The organism is Bacillus sp. 05T21 (assembly GCF_056396785.1).
The window spans coordinates 1-681 of the sequence record NZ_JBFTMD010000092.1 but is presented as its reverse complement, the minus strand read 5'-3'; the positions used below and the strand labels follow the sequence as shown (position 1 = coordinate 681).

The following is a 681-nucleotide window of genomic DNA, read 5'->3' as shown; positions in this document are numbered from 1 at the left end:
CAACTTATATCCTTGTGGTGCTTTCGTTTCTTTTAATGTGTACTTTCCTGGTTCTAATTTCGTAGATATTACTTTACCTGTTTTATCTGTTCGTAACGTATCTACTTTTTTACCATCTTTGTACACTTCAAATTCTGCGTCTGATAATACTTTCGCTTTATCTTCTGCATCTACTTTTACGATTTCAAATTGACCTGTTACTTTTTCATTCGTAACTTCTTGTTTTACCATTTCATTCGCTACAACGTTTACTTCTATTGTTACTTCTACTGCTTTGTAGCCTCCTGGTGCTTTCGTTTCTTCTAACGTGTATTTTCCTGGCACTAAGTTTTCGAATTGAACTACACCATCTTTATTCGTTATTTTCGCTTCTCCAACTACTTGACCACTTTCGTTCTTCAGTCTAAATTCCGCGCCTTCTAGAACTTTTCCACTCTCTGCATCCTTTTTGACTACTTGTAAGCTTCCTAGCTCTTTTGCGTTTTCTACTTGTACTTGTACTACTTTGTTCGCTTCCACAACGACTTCAATTTCTTCTTTTAACAACTTATATCCTTGTGGTGCTTTCGTTTCTTTTAATGTGTACTTTCCTGGTTCTAATTTCGTAGATATTACTTTACCTGTTTTATCTGTTCGTAACGTATCTACTTTTTTACCATCTTTGTACACTTCAAATTCTGC

1 protein-coding gene is annotated in these 681 nt (G+C 35.1%); it reads right to left on the bottom strand.

All coding sequences use genetic code 11. The features are described 5' to 3' along the window. Positions 1–681 (bottom strand): MSCRAMM family protein (locus tag AC1DKZ_RS32900; RefSeq protein WP_476997976.1); only part of this gene is annotated, 681 nt, incomplete at both ends.